This is a genomic window from Dellaglioa sp. CoH-57-MRSF-22 (assembly GCF_056781895.1).
Window position 1 is genome coordinate 1 of record NZ_JBXAXT010000129.1, and the last position, 362, is coordinate 362.

The window sequence follows — 362 nt, forward strand, 5'->3', positions numbered from 1 at the left end:
TTGCGTTTTAGGAGCAGTGCATGAAAGTTGAAGTCGGTGATTACGCCATTGGGCAGCCAGACGGTGCCCGGCGTCCCGTGTTTTTCAAGGTCAGCGGTATCAGCAAAGGTATCGCTTCTGGCAAGATCGAAAAAGATGGCCATCTGCCCCAAAAGGATGCTATAGTCGAGGTCCCGCAGGCAAAGATTTTGGCTGTGCTCAATGGAGACGAGCCTCATCGCGGAAAGGTTTTTGGGTGCGACACGAGCCGCGTGTACAAGGGGCGCAAGACGCATGACAAATTCGGCCCACTCTATTGGTTCTATCGACCTGAAGGAGATGTTGGCGATCGGGTGGTGCGGGCTTTTGACAAAGCATACAAG

Annotated in this window: 1 protein-coding gene; it reads left to right on the forward strand. The window is 53.3% G+C overall.

What is annotated here, in order from left to right:
* Window positions 1-20: 20 nt before the first annotated feature.
* Window positions 21-362: hypothetical protein (locus AC1RPR_RS08510; protein WP_481763517.1), on the forward strand; the 342-nt coding region annotated here is incomplete at its 3' end.